The sequence below is a fragment of the Cupriavidus sp. UYPR2.512 genome (genome assembly GCF_000379565.1).
Lineage (GTDB): Bacteria > Pseudomonadota > Gammaproteobacteria > Burkholderiales > Burkholderiaceae > Cupriavidus.
Genome location: NZ_KB902854.1, coordinates 1 through 20,745, shown reverse-complemented (window position 1 = coordinate 20,745; position 20,745 = coordinate 1). Strand labels below are relative to the sequence as shown.

The 20,745-nt window shown below is 64.0% G+C and carries 19 protein-coding genes; 11 read left to right on the top strand and 8 right to left on the bottom strand.

The window, feature by feature from the left end; genetic code table 11:
• Positions 1 to 50 precede the first annotated feature (50 nt).
• On the top strand, positions 51 to 1,193 hold the full coding sequence (locus A3A5_RS0104800) for a CaiB/BaiF CoA-transferase family protein (RefSeq protein ID WP_018309485.1): 1,143 nt from the start codon (positions 51 to 53) through the stop codon (positions 1,191 to 1,193).
• Between the two features lie 1,537 nt (positions 1,194 to 2,730).
• Here A3A5_RS0104800 and A3A5_RS0104785 read toward each other — a convergent pair.
• The 8 genes from A3A5_RS0104785 to A3A5_RS44370 form a co-directional block, all read right to left on the bottom strand.
• Positions 2,731 to 4,071 carry an MFS transporter gene (locus A3A5_RS0104785; RefSeq protein WP_018309482.1) on the bottom strand — a complete coding sequence of 447 codons (1,341 nt, stop codon included), beginning with the start codon at positions 4,069 to 4,071 and terminating at the stop codon, positions 2,731 to 2,733.
• A 128-nt stretch (positions 4,072 to 4,199) separates the two neighbouring features.
• Positions 4,200 to 4,826 carry a hypothetical protein gene (locus A3A5_RS0104780; RefSeq protein WP_018309481.1) on the bottom strand — a complete coding sequence of 209 codons (627 nt, stop codon included), beginning with the start codon at positions 4,824 to 4,826 and terminating at the stop codon, positions 4,200 to 4,202.
• Positions 4,827 to 4,859: 33 nt separating this feature from the next.
• Complete coding sequence (locus A3A5_RS0104775) at positions 4,860 to 5,318, bottom strand: chromate resistance protein ChrB domain-containing protein (protein ID WP_018309480.1); 459 nt, start codon at positions 5,316 to 5,318, stop codon at positions 4,860 to 4,862.
• Positions 5,319 to 5,381: 63 nt separating this feature from the next.
• Entirely contained in the window at positions 5,382 to 5,972 is a 591-nt protein-coding gene (locus tag A3A5_RS0104770; protein ID WP_026200463.1) for a superoxide dismutase, read from the bottom strand.
• Positions 5,973 to 5,994: 22 nt separating this feature from the next.
• Positions 5,995 to 7,188, bottom strand: a complete 1,194-nt coding sequence (locus A3A5_RS0104765; RefSeq protein WP_018309478.1) for a chromate transporter — start codon at positions 7,186 to 7,188, stop codon at positions 5,995 to 5,997.
• 35 nt (positions 7,189 to 7,223) lie between these two features.
• Positions 7,224 to 8,186, bottom strand: coding sequence for a chromate resistance protein ChrB domain-containing protein (locus A3A5_RS0104760; RefSeq protein WP_018309477.1), 963 nt, complete (start codon positions 8,184 to 8,186; stop codon positions 7,224 to 7,226).
• A gap of 279 nt (positions 8,187 to 8,465) precedes the next feature.
• A complete protein-coding gene (locus A3A5_RS0104755) occupies positions 8,466 to 8,690 on the bottom strand; it encodes a DUF2188 domain-containing protein (protein WP_026200461.1) in 225 nt (74 codons plus the stop codon).
• 151 nt (positions 8,691 to 8,841) lie between these two features.
• The gene (locus A3A5_RS44370) at positions 8,842 to 9,057 is read right to left on the bottom strand and encodes a GDCCVxC domain-containing (seleno)protein (protein ID WP_081623805.1); all 216 of its coding nucleotides are present in this window, start codon (positions 9,055 to 9,057) and stop codon (positions 8,842 to 8,844) included.
• 151 nt (positions 9,058 to 9,208) lie between these two features.
• Here A3A5_RS44370 and A3A5_RS0104750 point away from each other — a divergent pair, with 151 nt between their 5' ends.
• From A3A5_RS0104750 to A3A5_RS37605, 10 genes are all read left to right on the top strand, one after another.
• A complete protein-coding gene (locus tag A3A5_RS0104750; protein WP_018309475.1) occupies positions 9,209 to 9,649 on the top strand; it encodes a MerR family DNA-binding protein in 441 nt (146 codons plus the stop codon).
• Positions 9,650 to 9,858: 209 nt separating this feature from the next.
• Positions 9,859 to 11,091, top strand: a complete 1,233-nt coding sequence (locus tag A3A5_RS0104745; RefSeq protein ID WP_085958703.1) for an MFS transporter — start codon at positions 9,859 to 9,861, stop codon at positions 11,089 to 11,091.
• 144 nt (positions 11,092 to 11,235) lie between these two features.
• A complete protein-coding gene (locus A3A5_RS37615; protein WP_018309473.1) occupies positions 11,236 to 11,520 on the top strand; it encodes a hypothetical protein in 285 nt (94 codons plus the stop codon).
• Positions 11,520 to 11,609, top strand: a complete 90-nt coding sequence (gene kdpF / locus A3A5_RS37610) for a K(+)-transporting ATPase subunit F (RefSeq protein ID WP_018309472.1) — start codon at positions 11,520 to 11,522, stop codon at positions 11,607 to 11,609. Before A3A5_RS37615 ends, kdpF begins: the two co-directional genes overlap by 1 nt.
• Positions 11,609 to 13,429: a potassium-transporting ATPase subunit KdpA gene (gene kdpA / locus A3A5_RS0104730; protein ID WP_018309471.1), complete on the top strand. Its 1,821-nt coding sequence runs from the start codon at positions 11,609 to 11,611 to the stop codon at positions 13,427 to 13,429. Before kdpF ends, kdpA begins: the two co-directional genes overlap by 1 nt.
• Before the next feature lie 103 nt (positions 13,430 to 13,532).
• Positions 13,533 to 15,758 (top strand): potassium-transporting ATPase subunit KdpB, encoded by a 2,226-nt coding sequence (kdpB, locus tag A3A5_RS0104725; RefSeq protein WP_026200460.1) that lies wholly within the window; start codon positions 13,533 to 13,535, stop codon positions 15,756 to 15,758.
• A 26-nt stretch (positions 15,759 to 15,784) separates the two neighbouring features.
• Complete coding sequence (gene kdpC / locus A3A5_RS0104720; protein ID WP_026200459.1) at positions 15,785 to 16,408, top strand: potassium-transporting ATPase subunit KdpC; 624 nt, start codon at positions 15,785 to 15,787, stop codon at positions 16,406 to 16,408.
• A 120-nt stretch (positions 16,409 to 16,528) separates the two neighbouring features.
• Positions 16,529 to 19,408 carry a sensor histidine kinase KdpD gene (locus tag A3A5_RS0104715; protein WP_018309468.1) on the top strand — a complete coding sequence of 960 codons (2,880 nt, stop codon included), beginning with the start codon at positions 16,529 to 16,531 and terminating at the stop codon, positions 19,406 to 19,408.
• The gene (kdpE, locus tag A3A5_RS0104710) at positions 19,408 to 20,103 is read left to right on the top strand and encodes a two-component system response regulator KdpE (RefSeq protein WP_026200458.1); all 696 of its coding nucleotides are present in this window, start codon (positions 19,408 to 19,410) and stop codon (positions 20,101 to 20,103) included. Before A3A5_RS0104715 ends, kdpE begins: the two co-directional genes overlap by 1 nt.
• A 132-nt stretch (positions 20,104 to 20,235) precedes the next feature.
• Positions 20,236 to 20,745 (top strand): TorF family putative porin (locus tag A3A5_RS37605; RefSeq protein ID WP_018309466.1); only part of this gene is annotated, 510 nt, incomplete at its 3' end.

The following is a 20,745-nucleotide window of genomic DNA, read 5'->3' as shown; positions in this document are numbered from 1 at the left end:
CCATCTTCCACGCATGCGGCGCTCCTCCTCCTTCTCCCCAAAGGCTCCGCATGAAGCCAGAATGGTCTTGCCTCAAGGACGTCACCATCATCGACGTCAGCCAGTTGCTGCCCGGTCCGCACGCATGCAGCCTGCTGCGGCAGCTGGGTGCCGATGTCATCAAGGTGGAGCAGCCCGGCACCGGCGATACCGCGCGGCAACTTGGTCCGACGGTGTTTGCACAGTTCAACCGCGGCAAGCGCTCGGTTGCGCTGGACCTGAAAACCAACGCGGGTCGTGAAGCTTTTCTCGACCTGGTCCGCAATGCCGACGCCGTAGTGGAAGGCTTCCGCCCCGGCGTGATGGCGCGGCTCGGGCTGGGCTATAAAGCGCTGGCGGCGGTCAATCCGGCCATCGTGCTGTGTTCGGTCTCCGGTTTCGGCCAGACCGGCCCGTATGCCAGCCACGCCGGGCATGACCTGAACTACCTGGCGCTGGCTGGATACTGGGCGACGCCGGTGCAGGTGCACGACAAGGTCTCGCGCCCGCGCGTGCGGGTGTCGGACTACGCCGCCTCCGGCTACGCGGCGCTATCGCTTGCAGTGGCGATCATGAGTGCGCGCCAGAACGGACAGGGACAACATCTGGATGTCTCGATCCATGACGCGATGCTGTCGTGGACCGCCCACGGTGCGTGGGCCGCGCGCGGGCATGAGGCATCGCCGCAGGCATCCCCTACCGTGATGCCGGAGAACGATCTCTTCGAAACGCGCGACGGCCGGCATCTGGCGATGGGCATCCTCGAGAACAAATTCTGGATCAATCTGTGCGAGGCGCTGGGCGAAGAATTCCCGGCCTTGCGTGATCTGCGCTATGCCACGCGGGCTGGGCGGTATGGGCACAAGGTGGAGGTCAATGATCTGATGGCGGCGGTGTTCCGTACACGCGATCTCGCCGAGTGGGAGGTGTTCTTCGAACCGTTGGACATTCCGTTCTCGCCGGTGCTGGGGGCGACGGGTCTATTCCAGGATCCACATGTGCTGGCTCGGGGGGTGGTGCGGTCCGTACCTGGGGAAGGCGGGATTGCTGTGAATTTTCCGGTGAGGTTTTCGTTGGGGTTGCCGGAGGGGGAGGATTTTGTGGCTCAGGTGGGGGAGCATAGTGTGGACGGATCTCTGCGCAAGATTATCGGTGGCGGGATCGGGGACTCGTAATTTGGCATAGTTCCATGCGGTTGGTTGTCGTGCTTGGCTAGCGTGGGCTGTTTCGCCGGCGTAGCCGGCGAGTCACTTTTTGTCCGAGCGACAAAAAGTAACCAAAAAACGCGTCGCCTGTGCGGCTGGCAATCCATTCCTCGGCGTTGGTAGTGCGGGCGGCGGTGATTTCCGTTCGATGTGGGTGCCCGTTCGACCCGGCTACGCCCCCTGTCCGGTGCCTGCGTCCACGGACTATTGGACGACCCCGACTTTAGGGGATTGGCAGCCTGCTAATCCCGCCATCGGTGGGACGCCTACGGCTGCGCTACGCGCCGGCCCTAAGCAGAGCGACCGTCCGACCACTTCCTGACAGCGTTGGGTTCGGCATCATCCGCGACCACGCGGTGCGAGCGCAGCGATGCACTCCGTGCCCGTGCCTCCGACCTGCGATGATGCGTGCGCGTAGCGCAGCCGAAGGCGTCCCACCGATAACCTGGTTAGCAGGCTGCCAACAACCTAAAGTCGGGTTCGTCCAATAGTCCGTCGACGCAGGCACCGGACAGGGAGCGTAGCTGGCTCGAACCACCAATCACATGGGCGGAAATCACCGCCGCCCGAACCACCAACGCCGAGCAATTTATGGCCAGCCGCCCAGGCGACGCGTTTCTTGCCTACGCCCGCCAAGCACGACAACCAACCGCACAGCGACCACCTCGCATTCCAAGACTCAGCGATTTCCTACTCAATCGCGTTGCGGCAAGCTTCGCCCGTCCGTTCCAAATGCGACATCTCTTATCGTCTGCACGACTCCGGCAGGAAATACTGGTCACGTCATCGGATCGCCGGTGACCGGGCGTGGAAACCCAAAGGTCGGAACAGGGACAGGCGTTGCGCTTTCAAACGGCACGCCTGTGCTCGCACGAACATGTCTGGTTCTATGGCGGGCCGAGCGAGGCAGCTGCAAGGCTGACCGGGTTCTTCCCTGTTCTGACCGGGTTTCCACCCTCGCTGTCTGGCCCGCCACCCTCACCTTCAAATGAGTGGCGCGCATTAACCTGGTAAGGAGTCAGTAATGGTCGATGCAATCGAAACCAACGCGTGCCTGCATGAAGTGCGTGCCGGCATTGAAGGCGTACTCGTGCTACTGGAGCGTGCGCTCGGAAGCATGCTTCAGCGCGCTCTGCCTGCTTGAAATGGTGAAAGCAAAGCTGGATACCTTGATGGCAGCTGGGCCGTTTTCGGCATAGCAATGCCTCTGGTCTGGCGGTGCTTCGGCACCGTCAGACAGTCCTCGTGAAAGTCGCACAGGCATGAACCAATCCACCCCTGAAAATCGGACTACGCAGTCATCCACGATGACATCGTTACCCTGCTGGAGGTTGCGCCTGATCAATCAAGCGTGGCCGTCCGATCGGATCTGCCGGACGGTACGCAGCTCAAAGCCGGCTCCAAGCTGGTCGCGACGATCAAGTTTGCCGACGGCAAGACCGTGACGGCACGCTTTGTGGCGAAGTAGTACAAGGACCGGCCTCAGAGGAACGAACGGGCATGCGCCCTAGTGAAGGTCCGGCCATCTGGGATGAAGATCATCAATTGTGAAGGCGTGCCTGTGGCTGTAGCTACCTGTCCGCTCTCCTTCAGACAGGTGGTCCGCGAACGCCGTATCCGCGGGATGGCTGTAGTCGAGGACATCGTGATCTGCGGCCGGCCACATCCGCCAGGCAATCACCACGCCTAGGACTGTCAGCGCAGCGAGGACGGCAAAGGTCGGCGCCATGCCTAGCCTCGCACCAAGCTGCCCAGCCAGCGGATACGTCACCAGCCAGCACGCATGCGACAGGGAAAACTGCGCGGCGAAGACTGCCGGCCGGTCGGCCGAGCTTGCCGAGCGACGCAGCAAGCGCCCGCTGGGCGTCAGCGTCATCGAGTAACCGATGCCGATGGTGAACCAGTCTGCAAGGAATGTCGGCCATTCGGCCGGCCCTCCCAGCCCCGCGATAGCGGCGCCGGCCAGCAAGCCAAGCGCCATGACCGAAGCACCGGTTAGCATGGCGGGCCTGTCGGGCCGCTTGTCGAGGTACTTCGGCAGCAGCAGCGCTACGAGCATCGATCCGCATCCGAACGCAGCCAATGCAATCGGAACGTCGGTGGCGGACCGCTGCATCTTGCTTTGCACGTAGACGACAGTATTCACGATGACCATCGAACTCGCCGCCGCAGCGGCAAGATTCAGCGCAAGCAAGCCCCTGAGGCGCGGCGTACGCAGATAGATCGACATGCCATGGAATGTCCTGGCGTAGATGCTTCCCGATCGCACTATTGCCCGTGACTGAGGCAGGAGCACGGAAACAACCAGTGCAGCCGAAACGAGGAAGCCGATGACGGTGCCGGCAAACAGCCAGTGGAAGCCGGTCACCGTCAACAGCGCCGCGGCCAGCGCAGGGCTGGCAAGGCTTTCCAGGTCATAGGCCATCCGCGACAACGACAATGCCCTGGTGTAGTCCTTTTCGTCGGGCAGCACGTCGGGGATCGTCGCCTGGAACGTGGGCGTGAACGCCGCCGACGCCGACTGGAGCAGGAAAATGAGGAGATAGATCTGCCAGGCTTCGGTCACGAACGGTAGCGAGACCGCGACACCGGCACGGACCAGGTCCATCGACACCAGGAACGCGCGCCGGGGCAGCCGGTTCGCGAACGCACCGACGACGGGCGCGATACCGACATAGGCGACCATCTTGATCGCCAGCGCCGTGCCGAGGATGGTGCCGGCGTTCGCACCAGCCAGGTCAAAAGCGAGCAACCCCAGGGCAACGGTCGCCAGCCCGGTGCCAACCAGTGCGATGACCTGCGCGAGGAACAGGTGGCGATAGGTGCGGTTGGCCAGGACATCCAGCATGACTGTGACTCTTACAGGTATTTGCTGATGGACATGAATTCGCGCGAGCCTGACTTGCCAATCTGGCATCAAGGCCCGTTGGCGAGGGCGGACTGCTATGTGCATTGCAGCCTTGGCGACCTGCCGCCCTATCTGGCATCGTTGCTGCCAAACGAGATGGCATCAAAGAGGGTCACGCTATCCGCCTTGGTCCAGACTCCGATGGCGCCGGCGCCCGGGATATGCTCGTCGGAGGTGTCGATGTACAGCTTGCCATCCAGCGCCACCCGGATGCGGGGGCCGGCAAACTCCACGCGCAGCAAATGCCAGGTGCCGGGGGCAACGGGCGCGTCACGATAGCGGATCGTGTGCCTGCGCCCGCCCGTCGTGTAGTACAGCGACACATTGCCCTCCAGCGCATTGGCCCTGGCGACATAATAGTTGTTCCCGTCGTTCCAGCGCCAGACGACGCCACCGGCTTGATCCTCGCGGCCGGCGACGGGCTTGAACCGCACTTCCACGAAGCCGTCGGTGAGGGAAACGTCCTGTTTCACACACCAGGGGAAGTCGCCGGCCCCCGACTGCCTGAGCACATTGCCGAGGTTTGGGGCCGTCGTATCGCGCTCAATGGTCCAATTCGGATTGCCGTGCCCGGTGACGCCGCACACCCAGCCAACGGGCAATACGCCGGGGCGTTGCTGGCTGAACAGGATGGTTTCGCCCATGGCCGGCATGGCCATCCCCAGCAACAAAACAATGAGGAGAATCGGCTTCATGTGGCATCTCCTGGCTGATGGTCGGCGCAGCGTTCAGGCAGGTATCTTCGGCGGCCACCGGTGGGTTTCCGCCTGGCAGTGCTGACACCACGCATAGAGCGCGTCGTACATCACCATGCCATGGCCGAGCATCTCGTGATCGTCGGCATACACCTGCGAGAGGCCGAGGGAAATCGCATAGAGTCCGCTGGACTGCGGCGTCAGGTCGAGCTTTGACGTGTCGGCGCCGCGCACGATCTCTGCCAGTTGCCGCAAGGCGGGATCGGGCAGGCCGTACTTGTCCAGGAAGGCGTCGAAGCTGCACAGCTCACCGACATGCGACAGCTCCACGCCGGGGATGTCATAGGGAATGGCGCCGGCCTCTCCTGCAACGCGCAAGACGTCGCCGGCGGGCACATAGAGAAATTCCGGCGCCTCGTCGATGAACCGGGCGATGAGCCACGGGCAAGCGATGCGGTCGATCTTGGGGCGTTCCCGGGTAATCCATTTCATGGCGGTCTCCGCTCTGGTTCGTCGAGGGGGTGGCCAGGTCTAGGCGGCCGGAATTCTCCCTGACTATTTGCTCACCCCTGCGAAGCGATCGGCGACCCTTGCCCAATTGATGTTCTGCATGAACACGTCGACGTAGGCCGCGGCCTTCGCACCATAGTCCATGTGGTAGGAGTGCTCGTACATATCCAGCGCCAGGATCGGCGTCGCGCCAGCCAGCGTATGGGCGTGGTCGGAAGCCCACTGGTTGACCAGCCGAGCGTCGCGCGGGGAGTAAGTCAGCAGTACCCAGCCCGAGCCGCCGCCAAGTGCCTTGCCCATGGCGGTGAACTCCGCTTGCCAGAGCGCGACCGAGCCGAAATCGCTCACGAGCGCCGCTTCCAGTTCGTCGCCTGGACTGCCGCCGTCGCCGAGGCTGTCGAAGTACACCTCATGCAGGATCATGGAGTTCGTTGCAATCAGCTCCTCGCGCTTCAGGCCGTTCAGCACAAAGACCGGTGCGGCTGCCATGTCGAGTGCTGACAGCTCTGCGGCAATTGCATTCAGCCGCTTCACCGCGCCGCCGTAGTTGTTTTCGTAGTGACTGACAACCAGCTTCTCCGACAGGCCCGAAAGCCGGCCCGGATCGCATGCCAGCGGTTTCATTTCGTAGCTCATGGTGTCCCCTGGTTCGTTTGACTCAGTGATGCAGCACCGGATAAACGGCAAGGCCGATCAGCGCGGCGCCGGTGATGATGACTGGCTCAGGCAGCTTCTTGAATTTCAGCAGCAGCGCGACCGTGCCCAGCGCCAGCAGAATGGTCGGCACGTCGACGATCGAGCGCTTGGCCAGTACGAACACTGCACCGGTGATGGCGCCAATCGCAGCCGCCGTGACACCATCGACAAAGGCTAGGATGCCCGGCAGCTTTCCGTACTTCTTGAAATAAGGGGCCGGCAGTACCGTGAATAGGTAGCAGGGTAGAAAGGTCGCTAGTGCCGCCACGCAGGCGCCGGGCAGCCCGGCCACCAGGTAACCGATGAAGCCGACCGTGATGACCACCGGGCCGGGGGTGATCATAGCCACGGCTACCGCATCGACGAATTGCTTGTCGTTGAGCCAGTGGTGTTCCGTCACGACACCGCCGTAGAGGAATGGCACGATGGCGAGTCCCGAGCCGAAGACGAAGGCGCCTGCCTTGGCAAAGAACACGCCGATCTGGGTCAGCAACGGCCAGTCCAGCGTGCTCAGCAGGCCGCTCGCGGCCGGTACCTGCGTGGCCGCGAGCGCATTGGCGCCGCTCTGGCGCAGCCATTTTGGTGGGGCGCGCCAGAACCAGGCAAGTACGCCGGCTGCCAGGAACAGCCAGGCGATTTCGGACTCTGTGACGATGGTCACCGCAGCCAGCACCAGGTAGATTGCCCACAGCAGTCTGTCCTTGCCCACGCTCTTTGTGGTCAGCTTATAGGCGCTGATGGCGATGATGCCGATGACGGCGGCGCCTACGCCATAGAACACCGACTGCATCCAGGTCAGCCCGCCAAACCGGACGTAGGCCCAGCCCAGCGCCAGCACCATCAGGAACGACGGCAGCACGAAGGCCAGGCCGATCAGCGTGGCACCGAGGACGCGATAGTGGACATAGCCGAGATAGATCGCCAGTTGCGCTGCCATCGGCCCGGGCGCCAGCTGTGCCAGCGCTATGCCTTCCTTGTAGTCGCCATCGCTGATCCAGCCCCGCCGCTCCACGAGGTCGCGGTGCATATAGCCGGCCAGCGCGACCGGCCCGCCAAAGCCGAACGTGCCCAGGCGAAGGAAATAGAGCACGAGCTGCCAGAGAGTATAGGCGGGCCGTTCCGAGACGTCCGGCGGTGCCATGCCCGCTTGTTGCATGCGATTCATAACGGGATCTTGGAAGAAAGTTGAAGTCAGGGTTTCTTGTTGGCCGAGAAGTGTGCGTAAAGCGAATCCAGCACCGTGCCGATTTCCGCCAGCAGGGCGTCATCATCCTTCAGGCGCGCTCGTGCGCCGGCCAGCATGGCTTCAAAGCCGCTGGCTTCCGGTACCGAAATGCCGCCAATGTCAAGCGCATGGACCATGGTGCCGAGCCGGCTGAGCCCGCGGTCGGACTCGAGTCCGAAGCTCGACAGCAGCACTTCAAATGAAACGCGCTCGCCCACGTGCGTGAAGGTCGCGTCGTCGAAATCGAAGCCCAGCGCATCGTCCGGGCAATTGGAAGCGCTTTCCAGCCACAGGAACCGGGCGTGGGGATCGATGAAGCGCTGGATCAGCCAGGCGCTTGCCACGCGGTCCACCCATAGGTGGCGGCGGGTGGCCCAAATCCGCCCTTGATACTGGGCAGGATCCCGGCGAGCGATTGCTCGCGAGAGTGCCTGTGGTTCGCCCGGAGACTGGATGGTCTCGATGGCGCGACTGAAGTCATTCCACTGGGCTTCGGCGCGGGTCGACGCCTCATTAGGGAAGAAGTCGATCGTGCGGATCGCTTCGTAGGCACGCCCGTGACGACGCAGCAGGCGGTTGAGTTCGGCGCTGCTTTGATCGGTCAGCGACTTGCGCGCCTCTGACAGGGCAGTCTGCAGGTCCGCATAGTCAGCGCTGCGGTCGAACAACGCCTGGAAAGCGGTCTCTTCCCCTGGATTGTCGGCGCGGACACTCAAGAGCCAGGCCTGGCCGCCTTCATGCCGGGCGTCGTCGGCCAACTCGCGCAACTGGGCGATTTGCTCATCGCCTGCAGGCAAGAGATAGGCGCCGTCACGCAGTGCGGCGCAACCAATAGTCTTGATCGCGCGCCAGATCCGCATCCGGGCGGTGGCGCCGGAGGTTGGTAGCGTGACGATCAGCAAAGCCCAGGGGGCGATGAACGCAGTCATGAGCGCATGTTAGGAGCCCATAACACGTATTTCAATGCTGTAGATATCTCTACATTAATGCCTTCTGAATCACGTCTTGGAGAGCACTGAGAATGTGACGCTCTGTCCCTAAAGGAGCAGGGACTCAGGCGCGCCCGCGAAGGAGCGCTGGCGGTCGGCGCTTCCCGACCCTGGACGTACTCGCACGCCCACTCTGCAAATGACCGAAGCTTCGGTCAACTTGGCCATTGGCCATTTATGGACTGATTGGCAGAATTTTGCCGGCGCGCTAGTACGGCCTTACCGCTGCGGCTCCTGTTGCTTGTCACCGCACGCATTGCGCAAGTGCACATCCCCGTCGTGACGATGTATGTGCAATTCGGCGTTCTCTCGCCTGGCCACGTCCCAACCCGCAGCGATTGCCGCTTCCATGGTCGGAAATCTCTGGGCCTTTAAATTGAGGCCGCCGAACTCCAATGCCCAACCATCTTCTGCGGGTAGAACGCGAATGATCCGCGATTGCATAATGGCCCCTCTCTAAATTTCCCGCGACATACAGCGGGCGGCGCGTACTGTCGAGAAGAACACGTTCTCGCGGACAAGCGTGGCTGGGTAAGAGCCGGGACCATCCGGGAGGAGCCGCATCGAGGGTACGTCATGCATCGCTGTACGTGCGTCAACGAACACACGAGCAAGACTGCTGCTGCATGGGCGGGCACCGTTCGGTGCCATACGAGCAGAAGACGCAGCAATCACCGGCCTTTGGCCTTAGCACCGCGTGACAGTGTTCGCATTCATAGCACCACTGGCAGGCATCAATGGGCATGGTTTCTTCTTTTGCATGCGCGCACTTGGGACAGGTGATGACTGACTGCAGCTTGAGGGCGCTCATCATCTCTCTTTGCCTCACCGCCGATTGGCAGTAGACAGTCGCCGTGGCTGGCGACCTGGTCCCCGGCGTTGCCTATCGCAGTGCGATCCGCCCTTCCCGCATGTGCGGTTTAGGCGTAGCCTAGGCCCGTACCAAGGTACGGAGTCAAGCGATGGACCACACACTGACAATCGGGAAGCTGGCCAGGGCGGCTGGTGTTGGTGTCGAGACGGTACGCTACTACCATCGGTGCGGCCTGCTGCCGGTGCCAGAGCGTGCCTATGGCGCCATTCGGCAGTATTCGCAGCAGAGCTTGCAGCGGCTTCATTTCATTCGCCAGGCCCAGTCGCTTGGGTTCACCCTGGATGAAGTCCGGGTACTGCTGCGACAGACCGATGGCGGCACGTGCAGCACAGCCCGCGCGCTGGCCGAGCAAAAGCTCAGTCTTGTGGAGGAAAGATTGAAGGATTTGCGACGAATGCGAGCGGAACTGAAGAATCTCATTGGGCAATGCCACGCCAATGGCAATGAGGCTTCTTGTCCCTTGATTGACACTTTGTCTGCCAACATAAGATCAGAGAACGCCCGTGACGCTCCATTTCGGCATCGGTGATAGGTCAGCTGATTGAGACAGTTCGGCCATTCATTGACCGCTTTTTCGAATGGCTGAGAATCGCCGGAAGCGGAAGTCCAGGCTTTCACATTTGGCCAGCCATTCCCGGCGCCGTACGTGTACGGCGGGATCGCCACGGATTTTCACAGACTGCATGAGAAGACCGGAATACGGATGCCATTGCGATGCGCACATCTGAAGACCCGGCCATGACTGTCAGCAGAGGCTGGCTTGCGCGCCTGCTCCTGCCCGCAGGCGTTCATCCCGGCGCTTTGCCGCTTCTCGTCGGCCGCGCGTTGCGCGGCTTCTGCGACGGCTTTATCGCCGTGCTGCTGCCGGCGTACCTGCTGGCGCTCGGCTTCGCGCAGCTGGCAGTGGGACTGGTCAGCAGCGCCACCCTGATCGGTTCGGCCCTGGCGACGGTCCTGGTGGGCGTGATCGGCCACCGCTATCCGCAGCGCAGGCTGCTGGTGTCGGCGGCCGCGTTGATGGCCGCGACCGGCATAGGCTTCGCCGGGCTGTCCTCCCTTTGGCCGCTGTTGCTGGTCGCATTCGTTGGCACGCTCAACCCCAGCTCCGGAGACGTCAGCGTCTTCCTGCCGCTTGAGCATGCCGGCCTTGCCGATTCGGCCGCCCCCGATGCCCGCACTGCGCTGTTCGCCCGCTACAGCCTGACCGGGGCCCTCTGCGCCGCCATTGGCGCGCTGGCGGCGGCGCTGCCGGATTGGCTCGCGGCGCAGCTTGGGGTTCCTGTCCTCGGCGCGCTGCGGGCCATGTTCATGATCTATGCCCTGACCGGTGCCGCACTCTGGATCCTCTATGCCCGCATGCCGGCGCCACCACCGCACCTGGCAAAGGCGAGAATCCCGCTGGGACCGTCTCGCCGGATCGTTACCCGCCTTGCGCTGCTCTTCAGCATCGACGCATTTGCCGGCGGCCTGGTGGTGAATTCCCTGCTGGCGCTCTGGCTGATGCAGCGCTTCAGCCTTTCCATTGGTGCCGCCGGGCAGTTCTTTTTCTGGGCCGGGCTGCTCAGCGCCGGCTCCCAGCTCGTGGCTGCGCCACTGGCTCGCAGGTTCGGCCTGCTGAATACGATGGTGTTCACCCATATTCCGTCCAGCCTCTGCCTGATCGCGGCCGCGTTCTCCCCCTCCCTGCCGGCGACCCTGGCGCTGTTGCTCGTACGCAGCGCGCTGTCGCAGATGGATGTACCGACCCGGACCGCCTATGTCATGGCCGTGGTGACGCCGCCCGAGCGGCCGGCGGCGGCAAGCCTGACCGCCGTGCCCAGGAGCCTGGCTGCCGCATTCGGCCCGACCCTGGCGGGCGCGCTGTTGGCCATGGGCTGGGTCGGGACTCCGCTGGTTGCCTGCGGCGTGCTCAAGATCGCGTACGACCTCGCACTCCTTGGGGCGTTCCGGCGGGTCAAGCCACTCGATTGACGCGCTGGGCGGTATATGGCGCCATCGATCGCGTAAAGATTCGATAAAGAAGCGCCGCGCCGGCCAAGCACCTCAGCCAACCGCCGCGGCCTTGCCACCAGGCATCACGATCGCCAGCAGCCAGGAAAGTGCACATTGGCTCGCATGCGCAAGCTGATTGCCGGAATCTTTATGCGTTCTTTATACGCACCGGCCACCTTTCTACCCTGTTTTTACGACCCCGTCGCTAATCTGCAAGCCGAAACCATTCAAGGGTGCTTTGTTATGGACGGGATCTTTTTGATCGTATTGATTGGCTTCGGCGTGTTGAGCGCGGCCCTGCTGGGGCTTTGCGCCGTGCTTGCGCCGAAATCTCCGGCAGGCAGCGAGCACTGCAGCCCGCATGACCAGATGCCGGCAAAGAACAGCGCGTCGGACAGGAGGTTGTGATGGGCTGGACCGATCTGTTGAGCGGCGTGCTGGCCATTGCCATTTTTGTTTACCTCCTCATTGCGTTGTTCCGGCCGGAGAAATTCTGATGTCCTCCCAATTCTTGGGCCTGCTGGTCCTCTATCTCGCCATCCTCCTGGCGTGCGCCCCTTTTCTCGGACGCTATATCCGGCGCGCTGTGGAAGACAGCAACTATTCGCTGACCGTCTGGGGCCGACCGCTGGAACGGCTGCTGTATCGCCTGGGCGGCGTGCGTGCCGATACCGAGATGGGGTGGAAGCAGTACACCGTCGCCGTCCTGGCGTTCAACCTGCTTGGCGTGGTGGCAGTCTATGCGCTGCAGCGCGTGCAAGGCATGCTGCCATTGAACCCGCAAGGCTTCGGCGCTGTCACGCCAGACTCGGCCTTCAACACGGCCATCAGCTTTGTCAGCAATACGAACTGGCAAGGCTACGCCGGCGAATCGACCATGGGCTATCTGACGCAGATGCTCGCGCTCACCGTGCAGAACTTCCTGTCCGCGGCGACCGGCATCGCCGTGGTGTTCGCGCTGATTCGCGGATTCGCGCGCCAGAGCGCCGCCACCATCGGCAATTTCTGGGTCGACATGACGCGGGTCACCTTGTACGTGCTGGCGCCGATCGCGACCGTGATTGCGCTGGCGCTGGTCAGCCAGGGTGTGATCCAGAACTTCGATGCCTACAAGGAAGCCAGCCTGGTCACGCCGGTTGAGTACAGCCAGCCGAAGCTGGATGCGGCCGGGCAACCGGTGCTCGATGCACAAGGCAAGCCGGTGACGGAAGACCTGAAGACCGACAAGCAGACGCTGGCGATGGGCCCGGTTGCCTCGCAGGAAGCCATCAAGATGCTGGGCACCAACGGCGGCGGCTTCTTCAATGCCAACTCGGCGCATCCGTTCGAGAACCCGAATGCCCTGGCCAACCTCCTCGAGATGCTGGCGATCTTCCTGATCCCGGCGGCGCTGTGCTTTACCTTTGGCGAGATGGTGGGCGACAGGCGACAGGGTGTGGCGGTGCTGGCCTCCATGACGGTCATCTTTGTCGCGATGGCCTGCCTGGCGGCAATGTCCGAGCAGGTGGCCAACCCGGCGCTGGCCGGATTGCCGGTGGATCACGCCGCGTCGCTGTGGCAGGCCGGCGGCAATATGGAAGGCAAGGAAACGCGCTTCGGCATCGCCGCTTCGACACTGTTCGCCACCATCACGACCGCGGCGTCGTGCGGCGCGGTCAATGCCATGCATGACTCCTTCACCGCCATCGGTGGCCTGGTGCCGATGCTGCTGATGCAGCTGGGCGAGGTGGTGTTCGGCGGCGTCGGCTCTGGGCTGTACGGCATGCTGGTCTACGCCGTGCTCGCGGTGTTCATCGCCGGACTGATGATCGGGCGCACGCCGGAGTACCTCGGCAAGAAGATCGAAGTCTACGAAATGAAGATGACGGCCGTGGCGATCCTGGTCACGCCGCTGCTGGTGCTGCTCGGCGCGTCCATGGCGGTGATGACCGGGGCAGGACGCGCGGGGGTGTTCAATCCCGGCACGCACGGCTTCTCGGAGATCCTGTACGCGCTCTCGTCGGCGGCCAACAACAATGGCAGCGCCTTTGCGGGCTTGTCTGCCAACACGCCGTTCTACAACACGCTGCTGGCGGCGGCCATGTGGTTGGGCCGGTTCTGGATCATTATCCCGGTCCTTGCGCTGGCGGGTTCGCTGGCAGCCAAGAAGCGCGTGCCGGTGAGCGGCGGCACCATGCCGACGCACGGCCCGCTGTTCGTCGTCCTGTTAGTGGGCACGGTGCTGCTGGTCGGGGCGCTGACCTATGTCCCCGCGCTGGCGCTGGGCCCGGTCGCCGAACAGCTCCAGGGAGCGGTGACGGCAACCGCGGCGAAGTAAAGCGACTACTGACTACGAAATATCGAGCATTCCTATACGTCCGGTACCTGCACTGCCCTGCAGAGGCAAGTGCCGGATGGCTCTAGCGGATTGCGGAGAAACCATGCAACCAGATTCGATGGCCCCAGTGGCCAAGCGCGGCGCCAGGACGGCTGAAGCGTCTTCCTCCAACACGCTTCAGGCGAAGAGCGCACCGGTGTCCGACCGGCAACACGGTTCCCACCATCATCGCCCGCCGGCGCGCAGCATGTTCGCGCCGGCGCTGGTGAAGCCCGCGCTGGTCGCGGCCTTCAGGAAGCTGTCGCCGCGCGACCAGCTGCGCAATCCGGTGATGTTCGTGGTCTACGTGGGCAGCATCCTGACCACTATCCTTTTCCTGAAGGCAATGGCCGCGCCGGCGGCAGCCCCCGGTGGAGAATCCGCGGGCTTCATTCTGGCGGTGTCGGTGTGGCTGTGGTTCACAGTGCTGTTCGCGAACTTTGCCGAGGCACTCGCCGAAGGCCGGAGCAAGCAACAGGCGGAGGCGCTGCGCGGGCTGAAGACCACGGTCACCGCCCATGTGCTGAAGGACGGCAAGCGTGGCAGTGCCACCGAAGCGCGCCCCGCGACGGCGCTGCGCCGCGGCGACGTGGTGCTGGTTCAGGCCGGCGAGATGATCCCCGGCGACGGCGAAGTGATCGACGGCGTGGCTTCGGTCGACGAAAGCGCCATCACCGGCGAATCGGCGCCGGTGATCCGCGAGTCGGGCGGCGACTTCTCCTCGGTGACCGGCGGTACGCGCGTCCTGTCCGACTGGATCGTGGCGCGCATCACGACCAACCCCGGCGAGAGCTTCATCGACCGCATGATCACCATGGTTGAAGGCGCCAAGCGGCAAAAGACACCGAACGAACTGGCCCTGACGATCCTGCTGGTCGGGCTGACCATCGTGCTGCTGCTGGCCACGGCCACGCTGCAGCCGTTCTCGCTCTACAGCGTCCTGGTGACAAAGGCTGGCGTGCCGGTGACGATCACGGTACTGGTGGCCCTTCTGGTTTGCCTGATTCCCACCACGATCGGCGGGCTGCTGTCAGCCATTGGCGTGGCGGGTATGAGCCGGATGATGGAAGCGAACGTGATTGCCACCTCGGGCCGTGCCGTCGAAGCCGCTGGTGACGTGGACGTGCTGCTGCTCGACAAGACCGGCACCATTACCCATGGCAACCGTCAGGCATCGCGCTTCATCCCGGCCCCGGGCGTGTCGCCGTTGCAACTCGCGGAAGCGGCGTGGCTGTCGTCGCTGGCCGACGAGACGCCGGAAGGCCGCAGCATCATCACGCTGGCCCGCCAGCTGCCGGGGCTGACGGCGCCGGTAATGGCAAACCTCAAGCCGGAATTCGTGCCGTTCAGCGCCCAGACCCGCATGAGCGGTGTTGACCTGAGCGATGACGGCAGCGAGCGTCACGTGCGCAAGGGCGCCGCCGATGCCGTGCGCCGTTACGTCACGGAACGCGCCGGCAAGTTCCCCGAGGCGGTCTTGCAAGCCGTTGATGAGGTCGCCCGCGTCGGCAGCACGCCGCTGGTGGTAGCCGACGCCAATGGCGATTCGGTGCGCGTGCTTGGCGTGATCGAACTGAAAGACATCGTCAAGACCGGCATTCGCGAGCGCTTCGGCGAACTGCGCAAGATGGGCATCAAGACCGTGATGATCACCGGCGACAACCGGCTGACGGCGGCTTCGATTGCGGCGGAAGCAGGCGTTGACGACTTCCTGGCCGAAGCCACGCCGGAAGCCAAGCTCAAGCTGATCCGCCAGTACCAGGCCGAAGGCCGGCTGGTCGCGATGACCGGCGACGGCACCAACGACGCCCCGGCACTCGCCCAGGCCGACGTGGCCGTCGCGATGAACAGCGGCACCCAGGCGGCCAAGGAAGCCGGCAACATGGTGGACCTGGACAGCAACCCGACCAAGCTGATCGAGATCGTCGAGATCGGCAAGCAGATGCTGATGACGCGCGGCTCGCTGACGACCTTCAGCGTGGCCAATGACATCGCCAAGTACTTCGCGATCATCCCGGCGGCGTTTGCCACCACCTATCCGCAGCTCAACCTGCTCAATGTGATGGGGCTCGCCACGCCGGCGTCGGCCATCATGTCGGCGGTGATCTTCAACGCGCTCATCATCGTGGTGCTGATCCCGCTTGCGCTCAAGGGCGTGGTCTACCGGCCACTGGGCGCCGCGGTGCTGCTGCGCCGCAACCTGCTGGTCTACGGCCTGGGCGGCATCCTGGTTCCGTTTGCCGGCATCAAGCTGATCGACATGATCCTGGCCCTGTTTGGCTGGGTCTGATTTTCTCCTATGATTCGGAGCATTCCATGAATACGCAAGTGCAGTCCCGGCAGCCGTCGCCGGCACCCGTGCAAGGTGGCTTGTTGCGGCCAATGTTGGTGGTGTTCGTTGGCCTTTCGCTGGTGACCGGCCTGCTGTATCCCGGCGTGATCACGGCAATCTCCAAAGCCGTGTTCCCGCATCAGGCAGGCGGCTCGCTGATCGAGAAGGATGGCAAGATGGTTGGCTCGGAACCGATCGGCCAGCCGTTCTCCGACCCAAGGTACTTCTGGGGCCGGCTGTCGGCCACGGCGCCGATGCCGTATAACTCCTCGGCTTCGGCCGGATCCAACCTGGGCCCCACCAATCCGGCGCTGACCGACGCCGCACGCGCGCGCATCGACGCCCTGCACGCCGCAGATCCGGACAACCAGGCCCCCGTGCCAGTGGACCTGGTCACGGCATCCGGCAGCGGGCTCGACCCGCACATCAGCCCTGCGGCCGCAGCGTACCAGGCGGCGCGCGTGGCCCGCGCCAGGGGGATTCCGATCGAGCAGGTGATGCAACTGATTTCGGCAAATACCGAAACGCCGCTACTGCCGGTCCTGGGCGACCCGGGAGTCAATGTCTTGAAACTGAACCTTGGACTGGATGCCATCGCGCGGAAGTAACCCAGTGCCGGGACGCGGCGGGTCGATCCGGCGGGGTCGCCCTCCCGCGGGAACGGCGCTGGCGCGCGGATGCGATGCAGAACTGGCTTGCCAGTGCAAGAATAGAGGGTGAGTCGACCGATGCCTGATGCCGAATTGCGCGAAACTGGCGCGCGCCCTAACCCCGATGCCCTGCTCCAGATGGTGCAGGAGGAAGGCGCTCGCGCCTTGCGCGGCAAGCTCAGGGTCTATTTTGGCGCGTCTGCCGGGGTCGGCAAGACGTTCGCCATGCTCACCGCCGCGCGGGCGGCGTCTGCGCAGGGAACCGATGTTGTCATTGGCGTCGTGGAGACCCACGGCCGCGCAGAGACCGAAGCGCTGATCGCCGGTATCGAGCGATTGCCCATGAAGGACGTACCGTACCGCGAGCGGGTTCTGCAGGAGTTCGACCTGGACGCGGCGCTGGTCCGGCAACCGGCCCTGGTCCTGGTTGACGAACTGGCCCATTCCAACGCACCGGGCAGTCGCCATCCCAAGCGGTGGCAGGATATCCAGGAACTGCAGGCCGCCGGCATCGACGTCTGGACCACGGTCAATGTGCAGCATCTGGACAGCCTGAATGAGGCGGTGGGCGGCATCACTGGCATCCGCGTCTGGGAAACCGTGCCGGACGTTGTGTTTGACAGCGCCGACGAAGTCGTGCTGGTGGACCTGCCGGCCGACGAGCTGCTGCGCCGGCTGAAGGAAGGCAAAGTCTATCTGCCGGAGCAGGCGCGACATGCGGCGCGCAATTTCTTCCGAAAAGGCAATCTGATCGCCCTGCGCGAGCTGGCGCTGCGCAGGACCGCCGACCGGGTCGACTCCGATGTCCGGGCGTGGCGTCAGTCCGAAGCCGTGCAAGGCGTGTGGCGGACCCGGGAGGCCGTGCTGGCTTGCATTGGCAGTGGTGACGACGCCGAGCAGGTGGTCAGGAGTGCGCGCCGGCTTGCCGGCCAGCTCGATTGCGACTGGCATGTGGTGACCATCGCCACACCCAGGCTGACACCCCCGTCCGATTTCGCCAAAACTCGCCTGCAGACGGCCATGCGTCTCGCAGAGGAGCTGGGCGCACGCACAGAGACCCTGGCGGGCAACGACATGGTCCAGGCAATCGTGGGGTACGTGCGCCGCCACAACCTGACCAAGGTGGTCATCGGCCGGGCGCCGGCAGACTGGCGCCGGGGGGGCGCCTCCGTTATGGAGCGGGCCCGCTCTCTTCTCGGGCTGGCCTTGACCCCATTTGTGAACGCGCCGGCGTGGCTGTTCGGCCGCCGCAGTTTTGCCGATGCGCTGGCGATCGGGTGTCCGGAGATTGATATCATCCGCGTGGCGGCAGACACGACGCGGGTGGATCTTCGCCCGCGCCATGGCACGGACGAGCCAGACGCGCCCGCGCCGGGCGACGGGGCCACGCGCAAAGACTATTTGCTGGCAGCGGTATGGTGTGCCGGTGCCACGGCGCTGTCGGCCCTGGCGCTCCCCTGGTTCGACGTCGTCAACATTGCCATGCTGTTCCTGGCGGCGGTGGTCGGCGTCGCGCTCCGTCATGGCCGCGGACCGGCGGCGCTGGCATCGGTATTGGCCGTGGCCGCTTTCGACTTCTTCTTCGTACCGCCGCGGCTGTCGTTCGCCGTCAGCGACGTGCAGTATCTGCTGACGTTCGTCGTGCTGCTATCGGTGGGGCTGGTCATCGGGCAACTGACGGCCGGCTTGCGCGAACAGGCGCAAGTGGCGGTGCAGCGCGAGAACGATGCTCGCACGCTCTACGAGCTGGCCCGGGAACTCTCCGCGGCGCTGATGCCGGACCAGATTGTCTCGATCGCCAGCCGCTTCCTGCGTGCTGCCTTCGATGCCAATTCAGCCTTCTTCCTGGTTTCTCCGGAAGGCCGCTTGCTGCCACCCGTGTCTGATGTGGAGCAGCATGACACCGGGGCGCGAACCGACTCGATCGACCGTGTACTGGCAGAGTGGGTATTCGATCACGGCCAACCCGCAGGCACCGGCACGCATACGTTGCCGGGCAGCACGGTGCTGTATCTGCCATTGAAGGCGCCGATGCAGACCCGTGGCGTCCTGGCGGTCGAGCCTGCGGTATCACGCGCCTTTGCGCAACCTGGGCTACGGCGCCAGGTCGATGTGTTCTGCACGCTGATCGCAATCGCCATCGAGCGCTTGCATTACGTCGAAGTGGCGCAGCAGGCCTTGCTGTCGATGGAATCAGAGCGTCTGCGCAGCTCATTGCTGGCCGCTGTCTCCCATGACCTGCGAACCCCGCTGACAAGCCTGATCGGCATGGCGGAAACCATGCAGCGTAGCGGTCCCGGACTGACGCCGTCACTGGCCGAGACCGTGGCCGCCATGCTGGAACAGGCCAGGCGAATGCGGACCATGGTGGTGAATCTGCTGGACATGGCGAAGCTGCAGAGCCGGGAAGTCCGGACGAGCAAGGCGTGGCAATCGGTGGAGGAGCTCGTCGGCGCCAGCCTGGCTGCCATGCGCGAGGCGCTCGAGCACCACCGGGTTGCTGTCGCCGACTTGTCCCGGGTACCCCTGATCGAATGCGACGCCGTGCTGATCGAGCGTGTGCTGTGCAACCTGCTGGAGAATGCCGCCAAATACACGCCTGCTGGCACAGAGATCCGGCTCTCGGCCGCGGCGGTCGGCGACGAGATCAGGATTGCGGTAGAGGATGATGGCCCGGGCGTGCCCAAGGGCAAGGAACGGCAGATCTTCGAGAAATTCACGCGCGGTGAGCGCGAATCCGCGACGGCGGGCGTCGGCCTGGGCCTCGCCGTATGCGAGGCCATCGTACAAGCCCATGGCGGGCGCATCTGGGTGGAACCCGCGCAACGGCCAGACCGGCCCGGCGGCCAGGCGGGCGCGCGCTTCCTGCTGGCGTTGCCGCGTGGGAATCCGCCAGCGGTGGAGCCGGAGCAGCCTGATGCCTGGGATCCCGGCACGCACGCAAAGAGAGGGAGTTGATGCCATTTGATTTTTCCCCAACAGTCTTGCTGGTTGAGGATGAGCCGCATATCCGGCGCTTTGTTCGCTCGACCCTGGAGTCCGAAGGTTGCACCGTGCACGAGGCCGAATCGCTCAAGCGCGGACTGATCGAGGCAGGCACCCGGCAACCTGACCTCGTCATTCTCGACCTGGGCTTGCCGGACGGAGACGGGGTGCAACTGATCAGCGAGATACGTACGTGGACTGACGTGCCGGTACTGGTCCTGTCGGCACGTAGCGGCGAGGCCGACAAGATCGGTGCGCTGGATGCCGGCGCGGATGACTACCTGACCAAGCCCTTCGGCGTTGGCGAACTGGTCGCACGCCTGCGGGTGCTGCTGCGCCGGCATGCCAGGGCCAACGCCCAGGGCTCCCACCAGATCGTGTTTGGCGACGTGCAGGTTGACCTGGCCAGCCGCGTCGTCACCCGCTCGGGACAGGCCGTGCATCTGACGCCGATCGAGTATCGTCTCCTGGCAGTCCTGATCGCCCACCGCGGCAAGGTGATGACGCACCGGGAATTGCTGCGGGAAGTGTGGGGGCCCTCCCAGGCCGAAAGCAGCCAGTACCTGCGCGTCTATATGGGCCATCTGCGGCACAAGCTCGAAGCGGACCCGGCGCGGCCCGCTCACTTGCTGACGGAAATCGGGTTGGGCTACCGGTTTGCCGGATAACGCTGGAATCCACGCACATTTATTGGATTTGTACGCGGGCACCGCGACTTTTGATACTGTTTTTACGCGTCAGGCCATATCGTGGCGAGGCTCCCTGCAACGGGGATTCCTTCAACTCTCGTCACCACAACAATGACTGACCTGCGCCATACCGCGGCCGCGCTGCTCGCTTGTTCCGCCTCTTCCATCTTCATCTTCGCCGCCATGCCCGCCATGGCGCAAGCCCAGCCTGACGCCGAGGCGCCTGCAGTGGCTCCGGCCGCTGCCGCTGCCGCAGCCGGGTCGGCATCGCCGCATACGTTCACGGCCAATGTGTCGCTGGTCTCGGACTACCGCTATCGCGGCATCAGCCAGACCAACCTGCGCCCGGCTATCCAGGGTGGCTTTGACTACGCCCACGAAAGCGGCTTCTACGTGGGCAACTGGAACTCCAGCATCAGCTGGCTCGAGGATGCCAACCCGGCGGTNTCGGCCCCGGTCGAGATGGATTTCTACGGCGGCTTCAAGAACACCTTCAAGGTCGCCGGCACCGAATTCAACTATGACCTGGGCGTGCTCCAGTACTACTACCCGGGCGGCTACAACAACCCGCGCCCTTACACCACGGAACTGTACGCCGGCATCGGCTGGGGCCCGGTCATG